This window comes from Oceanispirochaeta sp. M1, from assembly GCF_003346715.1.
In the GTDB taxonomy this organism is placed as follows: Bacteria; Spirochaetota; Spirochaetia; order DSM-2461; family DSM-2461; genus Oceanispirochaeta.
Genome location: NZ_QQPQ01000080.1, coordinates 1 through 8,424, shown reverse-complemented (window position 1 = coordinate 8,424; position 8,424 = coordinate 1). Strand labels below are relative to the sequence as shown.

Genomic DNA, 8,424 nt, shown 5'->3' with positions numbered 1-8,424 from the left:
CTGATAATGATAAAACTTGGTGACACAGGGGCAAACTAAGGTGCTGTTTATAGATTTAACATAAGAATATTCAGGAAAGGATTGTGGACCAAAAAAAGAGCTGCTGCAATTTTACTTTTGCAACAGCTCCTTTCTTCTGTATAAGTTCCACTGCCCTCATCAAAGACAAGTGTAACCAGATCTAAGAAATCAGAGTATTGAAAGAGTCCATTATGAGTGACCCAGATATCATCATCAAATTCAGAATCTGAGTATAATATTGTATTGTCTTTATCTACAATCTTTAAAACATAATTATTATCAATATCCTGATAGATATAAGCGACATTGGCAACGTTATCCATCACAAAGTATCTAAAGCCTTCATCCAAAGTAACATAATTATTTAAGCTTATACTCGAGCCATTGATACTGAACTCTACAATACGGTCTGAATAAGAATCATAGCAATAATAAGGATTGTTTCCCCAATAGGGATCTCTTTCCCCTGAACCCGAATCCTGATGATTGGATAACCATCCCGATTCCTCAGGAAAATGGATGGCAGCACCGCTTTCTTTGCTGATCAGCTGATAATCCTCTATGTCTCCATTGGTGTAATTAGAAGACAACAGATAGTAATTCTCATTAAGATCGTAAATACCATCAATCCAAAAATTCTCATGCATGACTTCTGAGCCATCGCTGTTATAGATTAAGGGTGTGACCAGTGCTCCTGTAGTGTTTATCCCTTTGAGTTCTGCCGGATCACTTTCACTGTTATATATGTTCTTAAAAAGAATCTGAGCATCTGCAGTGTCGATATGATCAATAATCTGTTCATAATCACTGGAAGAACTGTCTCCTCCATCACAGGAACTGATCAGCATAATTAGTAAAGTAAGGAAAATTTTACAGATAGTTTTCATCAGAATTCATCTCCATTATTGACTCCCAGGAATCGATAGGCATAATCAGGATATGACAGAGTGAATAGCTCGACACTCCCGTCTTCGTTTATGGTTCCTGTAACAATCTCATCATCAGAGTTTCGTATTCCCTTGAAAAGTAAGCCGCCCCCATCCATCAGTTTCAAATTCATTATTTTGTATTCATCTGCATTACTGAGAGTAATAAAACTGTCTGTTGAGGGTCTCAGTCTGATAAAACTTGATGAACCGTCTTCCAGAGTCAAAGAGATATAGACATACTGAGTTCCTGCTTCAACACAGTTAATACTGCTGTTTAAGGGCAGAGTTAAGAGAGTGCTGCTTCCATCATAAAAGACTCTTATAATATCATCGTTTTGGGTTATCAATATTGTGTAAGACTGTGTATGAAATACGGTATCAAGATTCAAAAAACTTGAGAAAGCTGCATTCGTGTAGGAGATATTCTGAGATTCATCCTGTATGATCGTCACAATCCTATCATTATCAGAATCAAAATACTGAATATCCCCTTCGGTATTTTTCCACATATAGGAATAACTGTTCTCCATATATATTAAATAACCATCCTGATGAATCAGTTTTGAAACTGATGGGCTGTCATACATAATTAAACCGTCATCCGATACAGTGCTTTTATAAACAGAATCCATGCTGGGAGAAAGTTGCTTAACACTGATATCCGAGAGATTATCTATATTAAGCCGGCTTATATTATCGCCTCGAAAGTAAAAATTATCCGCACTGTTCATATGATATCTGTCTAGATTTTCAAAATCTCTATAAGAATTTGAGATGCCTTTTTCAAAAAGATCCAGAAAGGACTGGATGAAATGAGCTGATCCGTCCTGTTTATCCACAAGATAATAGTCCCAGCCAACTTTAAGAATAAAATAGTCTTCAGAAAGTGGGTAGAGATACACTCCTTCGGCTTCTGTTCCATAGTTATTACTTTGTGGGAGAGAATCCAGTTGATTTCCTGCCTCATCATAGTAAATCACCCTTTGAGGCTGATTATCCTGATCGATATAATTGAGTTCACTTTCATATTCATTTTCGGGGGAACTGTGAATGAAAAAGGCTTTGGGGTTATCAAAAGAGACTTTTCCGATTAGCAGAAGGTCTCCGGTACTCCCTGGATCATTAGAGCAGGAAAGTATGAGAACCAAAACGGCCAACAGAGAGAGAATATTCTTCATAGGGCTTCCTTTTTATAAAATCGAATACTAAATTCTACCCTAAGAGAAGTGGCAACTCAATCGACCAAAAGGATGAAATACCAATAAGAACCGTAACTTTAGTTATACTCAGAGACCTGAGCATAAAAAGAGAATCGAAAGAGAACAAACTTACCTTTGTTGGATTATGGGGAGACTATATACTGAAACCTCAGGTAGAGCATTATAGGCAGCTTCCTGAAAATGAGTTTTTAACAATGTGTTTAGCAGATTTGTATCAAATCCGAACGTTTCCTCGAATCCGTCCAGGGGCGTACGGGTCATCCGTTGACTGGAACATCGTACGGACAATCATTTTTTCTATCCCTGAAGATTCTGAATGATAAGAGTGATCATCCCCGCCATGATTGTAAGAAAAATACCAGACAGAAAGGTATAGAGACGGTTGAAGCGTAAGTCTACGGCTTCAAAACGTTTATCCATGGTTTCACTGAGATTAGTAAAACGGCGATCAGACTGAATCATCATCTTTTCCAAATTTTCATTCTGATGTTTGATGCCTTCTTCAACACGAACCATACGTTCGAGAAGCTGTGTATCGGCTATGGAATCGAGCTGATCATCGTTCATAAGGACATCTCCCATGGGGTTATCTCCTGATTGTACTGCTGTTTATAAACTGATACAAGCAAAGTGAAGCTAGTGCTTCAAGAAAAAACAATATAGAATCCGACACTCGATCAGCCGCAGCAGTTCTTATATTTCTTCCCACTCCCACAGGGACAGGGGTCATTCCGGCCTGTTTTACCTTGGGACAGGTCAATTATCTGACCGGCCACCGATTCACTTGTCCCTTTGAGGACTTTTTTCTGCCGTATGGCTTCCTCTTTCAGGTAAATAAAGGCCTGATTGTAGAGATCCCAATGATCTGTTGCGCTGTGGTCAAGAAAGGAGCCTGCAAAGTCCAGGCTTTCGGGATTGCTTTGATAACCTGTCTGAATACTGCGGGAGGCCAGATCAATTACAAAGGTATAGACCGGGGGCGATGAAAGAGGCTCCCCTTCTCCGGGATAATTATATATGGCCATGCCCAGATCCTGACAACTGCAGCTGGGATTATCGCATACATTGCCCGGTACACAGACATAGAGATTGTCCTTATATTTAGAGCGCTCCAGGCGAAAGACAAAGGGTTCTCCTTTGGCAATGTCCGGGGTGTTTTGTGTATTTTCCATGAGGCAAATGTATCATGGAAAATATAAGCTTTAAACCTATAGGTCCAAAGCAGGGAAGATGCGGCAGCAGAGCCTGAGGTAGGGATCTATATGGATTTAATTTCTTCTTTTGAGAGTCCTGTCACGGATATAATAATATCCATGGCCACTCCTGATTTTTTCAGTTTATCTGCATACTCTCTACTCAAAATTTTTTTCTCTTCAGTACGACCCTGCTCTCTACCCTGCTCTATTCCATCATCCCAGGCATCACCAATTGCTGATGCCCTGTCACTCTCCCACTTCATGCGGGCTTCATATTTCTCTCTGAGCATTTCATCGGCGGTAAATTTCCGAAATGTATTATGTGCCTTTTCAAAGACAGGATCATCTTTTAAAATTATATTCATATCGTTCTCCTCCAAGTTTCCCTCTTCTTTTAAATACCACATCCATTTTTGAAGCCGCATTGAGGGTACATGGTCACGGTCGATTATCATACGGGGTAGTTCCAGAAAGTGAATCTGTAAATGATCACTAAGTATATTGTCGGGATTATCCAGATCCTGAATCATAAAACAGCTGTGAATATTACGCTCTTCATTATCCTTGAACAGTTCAAAATTTAAAATGTTAATGCATATAACCGGATTCAGTTTTTTAAACTTATGACCTTCCTCTATCTGTGAATTATAGAGTTTTGCCCAGTAATAAAGGCTGCGATTGACAAAAGCATGTCCCCCTGAACTCTGAATTTCTATATCAAAAGTCCGGCCGGTCTCATCTTTAGCTTTGACATCAAGAAAAGTCTCTTTGCCGTTGAAAACATCCCTCATATTCACAGGATTTTTAATAATAAGGTTGACTACGGGTGGAAATCCTCTGTCCTCCAGTACCGAATTGATAAAATCCTTCAGTACCAGGATATTTTCTTCCTGTCCGAGCAGGACACGAATCATGATGTCTGATGTCGCTTTAATCCAGGTTGCCATATGTTTCATTATACTCCCCCTATGATGGTTCATTCAATATGACTTTACACGGAGAGATTTAACCTTTTACTTCAAATTGAGTTCATTTACCGGGTAAAAATCCAGGGGTTTAAGATGATTGGTGGAGATATCCGCTGGGGAATTATTGAGGATAAGAAATTTCTTCCCGATGTGTCCCTTGGATTCGCTTATACCTGGCTCAATGGAGATATTATTGTCCCCGTTGCGGATCAGACGGTAGATATCTCCGGCACGGGTGCCGGAACAACTTTGAGTCTTGAAGATTCTGATATGAATTACAACTGGAGCACCAATGTTATGGATTTGAAGGCTCAGGTGAGTAAGAAGCTCCTCTTTATAAACCTTTCTGCGGGTGCGGGCTATTCCTACGGCTTTTCAACCGCCGGTGGAGGTCTGACGGCTTCCAATGTATATGTGGACGGAACTTTAATCGATAGTAACCAGATCAGCCAGATTGAAGATGCCACGGGGCTGTCGGTAGATCCTGATGGTTTGAGTGTACTTTCAGAGGTTAACGGAGGTTCCTTCCGTCTATTCGGCGGTGTGGGTGTGAGTATCTTTATACTGAAGATTGATATGGGTGTGGTCTATGGTTTACCCAGCCAGAGCCTTGGTCTGTCGGCCAACGCCAGGATTCAGTATTGATCTTGTGGATGAATCATCTGGGATAGAAAGCATTCTGGAAAAATGGTCTGTATTCTCTGTTAAATTTTGATCAGGATCGCATTCGGCGGGATCTGATGGATTCAATTATTTCTATTGTTGTATTGAATGCCTCTAAGGCCAGCTTAATTCCTTCAATAATATCGGCCTCATTATCTGGATATTCATGGGTCAGTTCGTTTCTGACCGACGATATCCTGTAATTTTATAAATCTGTAAATAAAAGAATCAATTGTTTTAATCCGCTGTTCATCCTGATAGACTTCTTTACCAAAATCTCCCCACCCGGATATCTCATTTTTAGCAGACAGGGCTCTTTTAATATGAAGATCTACTGTTTCAAAAACATCATCTAACATAAGCGGATACCTTTTTGAAGAACCTCTTTATACAATTTTTCCTGAGGGTGTTCCGGATTCTTTATTATAAGGTCAACTTTGCGCTGTATGCCCTCTGTCTCCAGCTGAGCGAGTATCTGGATTTTCTCTTTCAAAGGCACTCTTTGTCTGGTGATTAAAAAAAGATCGATATCTCCACCTCTCTTAGAATCATCCGCTCTGCTTCCAAAAAGATAAACAACAGCATCGCTAATCCTCAGTTTAAGAGTTCTTTCTATAATGGTTAGTTGTTCTTCTTCTACTCTCATGTCAGTTTTATTATACTCTTATTTTTTCTGAAAGCAAGTTGAGCTTTTTAAAACTCATAGGGCAATGCTTAGTACTGCATTTTCTCTGGTTCATCTTGAAAGGGGGGGGAGGCATCTCTCATTTGATAAGCGCATCAAGAACCAGCCCCTCGATCAGCCGCAGCAGTTCTTATATTTCTTCCCACTCCCACAGGGACAGGGATCATTCCGACCTGTTTTATCCCGGGACAGGTCAATTATCTGACCGGCCACCGATTCACTTGTCCCCTTAAGGACTTTTTTCTGCCGTATGGCTTCCTCTTTCAGGTAATTAAAGGCCTGATTGTAGAGATCCCAATGATCAGATGCGCTATGGTCCAGAAAGGAACCGGCAAAGTCCAGACTTTCGGGATTGCTTTGATAATCGGTTTGAATACTGCGGGAGGCCAGATCAATTACAAAGGTATAGACCGGGGCCGATGAAAGTGGCTGCCCTTCTCCGGGATAATTATATATGGCCATGCCCAGATCCTGACAACTGCAGCTGGGATTATCGCATACATTACCCGGTACACAGACATAGAGATTGTCCTTATATTTAGAGCGCTCCAGGCGAAAAACGAAGGGTTCTCCTTTGGCAATATCCGGGGTGTTTTGTGTATTTTCCATGAGGCAAATGTAACATGGAAAATATAAGCTTTAAACCCTCAGGTCTAAGGCATGGTGGATACGGCAGCAGAGCCGGATGAAGCGAGAGGGAGACTTCTGTCCGGGGAAGGATCTATGATGCCCTGTCTAATGTTAATACATGTAAGTTGACTGGAACATCGTCTGGTCAATAATTTGGCTATCCCTGAAGATTCTGAATGATAAGAGTGATCATCCCCGCCAGAATGGTCAGAAATATGCCGGACAGAAAGGTATAGAGACGGTTGAAGCGTATGTCTATGGCTTCAAATCTTTTGTCGACTGCTTCAAAACGTTTATCCATGGTTTCACTCAAAATTGTAAAACGGCGATCAGACTGAATCATCATCTTTTCCAAATTTTCATTCTGATGTTTAATTCCTTCTTCTACACGAACCATACGTTCAAGAAGCTGTGTATCAATATCCTGATTCTTTTGAGGAAAAGGATAGATGTGTCTCTCATCCATCCAGAGGATCATTTTTTCTTTCACCTGATCGGCTATAGAATCGAGCTGATCATCATTCATAAGGGCATCTCCCATGGGGCTATCTCCTGATTGTACTGCTGTTTATAAACTGATACAAGCATAGTGAAGCTAGTGCTTCAAGAAAAAAAATCAAACTGCATAAAACTCTATTTCCTGGAATATTGCAGGTTCCTGAGGAAGTACGGTTTGTCTTCTCTCAAAGGTACAGATCCTTGGTGGGGGTATATTAGAGGTATCCATCATCAGCTCAGTTAAGACAGAGAGGCTCTTTCAACAGTGATTCCTCGCTGTCTGCATAAATACTCTGCTTAGTAATATACCCTAACGGGTATAAAACATTAGAAACAGTATGAATTATACCCGAAATGGTATAATCCTCTATTGATTACCAGGTTTTATACCCGATATGGTATAGCATGACTGAAGAACTAATCCGGATTGTTAAAGATAAGAGATCTGAACTGAAACTGACTCAGAAAGAACTGGCAGACCATGCCGGTGTGGGGTTGAGATTTATCAGGGAGATGGAACAGGGTAAGGAGAGTCTCAGGCTTGATAAGGTTAATCAGGTTTTATCTCTTTTCGGAATGAAAATGGTACCTGCAAGGGATGAGTATGAGAGAGGCTGAGGTCTTATTTATGGATATTCCAGCGGGTATTCTAACAGAAGATGATGATGGATATCATTTTACATATTACAAATCTTACCTTGAAAGGGATAAAAGCAAAGGAATAAGCTTAACTCTCCCTCTACAGAAGGAAACCTTTTACGGATCTGCCCTTTTCCCATTTTTCGACGGACTTATTCCCGAAGGCTGGTTATTGAAGATTGCCGAAGCCAACTGGAAACTTGACCAGAGAGATAGGATGGGTCTTCTACTTCAGTGTTGCAGGGACTGTATTGGCGCTGTCTCTATACATGGGGAGACCGGGAATGAATGAGATTTGCTATATTTGCGGGAAACCCTGCAGCAAAGAAGAAAATAATTACCATCGGGCCTGTTCAAAGAAGATGTTCGGGACCCCTGTACCTCCTTCCATCCCCTTCTCAATTAATGACTTAAAAAAACTGGCTACCCAGTTTATCAGTCAAAAGACAAGCATGACGGGAGTACAGAAAAAACTATCCCTCAGCATAAACAGAGAATCGAAGGAGAACAAACTTACCTTTGTTGGATTATGGGGAGACTATATACTGAAACCTCAGGTAGAACATTATAGACAGCTTCCTGAAAATGAGTTTTTAACAATGTGTTTAGCAGATTTGTATCAAATCCGAACGGTTCCTCACGCACTGCTGCCTCTTGCTTCAGGAGAACTGGCCTATATTACTAAAAGAATCGACCGAAGCAATTCTAATAAGGTCCATATGGAAGATATGGCTCAGCTTTTGCAAAAAATGACAGAAGATAAGTACAGAGCTTCGGTGGAACAGATTGGGAAAATCATTCTAAAACATTGTGAAAATAGAGTCCTTGATGCCCTTCACTTTTACGAGCTAGTGTCATGACCGGCTGAATTTTAATCATCCAGCCGGAACTTAATTTTCGCCTTCTTAAAGGTAAATTTCCAATCAAACTTTACTTTCTGCTTATTCATTCTATTTTTCCAGGCATTTACATTTT

13 protein-coding genes are annotated in these 8,424 nt (G+C 40.5%); 4 read left to right on the top strand and 9 right to left on the bottom strand.

The genetic code is table 11. From position 1 onward, the window contains the following. Positions 1–47 precede the first annotated feature (47 nt). The 5 genes from DV872_RS25275 to DV872_RS25250 all read right to left on the bottom strand — a co-directional run bounded on the left by DV872_RS25275 (position 48) and on the right by DV872_RS25250 (position 4,322). A complete protein-coding gene (locus DV872_RS25275) occupies positions 48–908 on the bottom strand; it encodes a hypothetical protein (RefSeq protein WP_114632755.1) in 861 nt (286 codons plus the stop codon). Further along, positions 908–2,128 (bottom strand): hypothetical protein, encoded by a 1,221-nt coding sequence (locus DV872_RS25270; protein ID WP_114632754.1) that lies wholly within the window; start codon positions 2,126–2,128, stop codon positions 908–910. Before DV872_RS25270 ends, DV872_RS25275 begins: the two co-directional genes overlap by 1 nt. A 339-nt stretch (positions 2,129–2,467) precedes the next feature. Next, the gene (locus DV872_RS25260; RefSeq protein WP_114632752.1) at positions 2,468–2,752 is read right to left on the bottom strand and encodes a hypothetical protein; all 285 of its coding nucleotides are present in this window, start codon (positions 2,750–2,752) and stop codon (positions 2,468–2,470) included. Positions 2,753–2,847: 95 nt separating this feature from the next. Further along, positions 2,848–3,342 carry an SEC-C metal-binding domain-containing protein gene (locus DV872_RS27070; protein ID WP_230391687.1) on the bottom strand — a complete coding sequence of 165 codons (495 nt, stop codon included), beginning with the start codon at positions 3,340–3,342 and terminating at the stop codon, positions 2,848–2,850. A gap of 86 nt (positions 3,343–3,428) precedes the next feature. Then, positions 3,429–4,322: an Rpn family recombination-promoting nuclease/putative transposase gene (locus tag DV872_RS25250; protein ID WP_158547181.1), complete on the bottom strand. Its 894-nt coding sequence runs from the start codon at positions 4,320–4,322 to the stop codon at positions 3,429–3,431. 105 nt (positions 4,323–4,427) lie between these two features. On the opposite strand from DV872_RS25250, the gene DV872_RS25245 reads away from it, so the two are divergent. Continuing rightward, positions 4,428–4,979 carry a hypothetical protein gene (locus DV872_RS25245; protein WP_114632750.1) on the top strand — a complete coding sequence of 184 codons (552 nt, stop codon included), beginning with the start codon at positions 4,428–4,430 and terminating at the stop codon, positions 4,977–4,979. A gap of 182 nt (positions 4,980–5,161) precedes the next feature. Here the strand turns inward: DV872_RS25245 and DV872_RS25240 are convergent, their stop codons facing one another. From DV872_RS25240 to DV872_RS25225, 4 genes are all read right to left on the bottom strand, one after another. Beyond that, the gene (locus tag DV872_RS25240) at positions 5,162–5,356 is read right to left on the bottom strand and encodes a hypothetical protein (RefSeq protein WP_114632749.1); all 195 of its coding nucleotides are present in this window, start codon (positions 5,354–5,356) and stop codon (positions 5,162–5,164) included. Continuing rightward, positions 5,350–5,643, bottom strand: a complete 294-nt coding sequence (locus tag DV872_RS25235; RefSeq protein WP_114632748.1) for a nucleotidyltransferase domain-containing protein — start codon at positions 5,641–5,643, stop codon at positions 5,350–5,352. Before DV872_RS25235 ends, DV872_RS25240 begins: the two co-directional genes overlap by 7 nt. Before the next feature lie 153 nt (positions 5,644–5,796). Then, on the bottom strand, positions 5,797–6,291 hold the full coding sequence (locus DV872_RS27065; protein ID WP_230391686.1) for an SEC-C metal-binding domain-containing protein: 495 nt from the start codon (positions 6,289–6,291) through the stop codon (positions 5,797–5,799). Positions 6,292–6,469: 178 nt separating this feature from the next. Then, positions 6,470–6,853, bottom strand: a complete 384-nt coding sequence (locus tag DV872_RS25225) for a hypothetical protein (RefSeq protein ID WP_114632747.1) — start codon at positions 6,851–6,853, stop codon at positions 6,470–6,472. Between the two features lie 362 nt (positions 6,854–7,215). On the opposite strand from DV872_RS25225, the gene DV872_RS25220 reads away from it, so the two are divergent. The 3 genes from DV872_RS25220 to DV872_RS25210 are packed head-to-tail and all read left to right on the top strand — an operon-like array spanning position 7,216 to position 8,309. Beyond that, entirely contained in the window at positions 7,216–7,428 is a 213-nt protein-coding gene (locus tag DV872_RS25220) for a helix-turn-helix transcriptional regulator (RefSeq protein ID WP_114632746.1), read from the top strand. Beyond that, positions 7,415–7,741 (top strand): HipA N-terminal domain-containing protein, encoded by a 327-nt coding sequence (locus DV872_RS25215; RefSeq protein WP_114632745.1) that lies wholly within the window; start codon positions 7,415–7,417, stop codon positions 7,739–7,741. Before DV872_RS25220 ends, DV872_RS25215 begins: the two co-directional genes overlap by 14 nt. Next, complete coding sequence (locus tag DV872_RS25210; protein WP_158547180.1) at positions 7,734–8,309, top strand: HipA domain-containing protein; 576 nt, start codon at positions 7,734–7,736, stop codon at positions 8,307–8,309. Before DV872_RS25215 ends, DV872_RS25210 begins: the two co-directional genes overlap by 8 nt. Positions 8,310–8,424 lie beyond the last annotated feature (115 nt).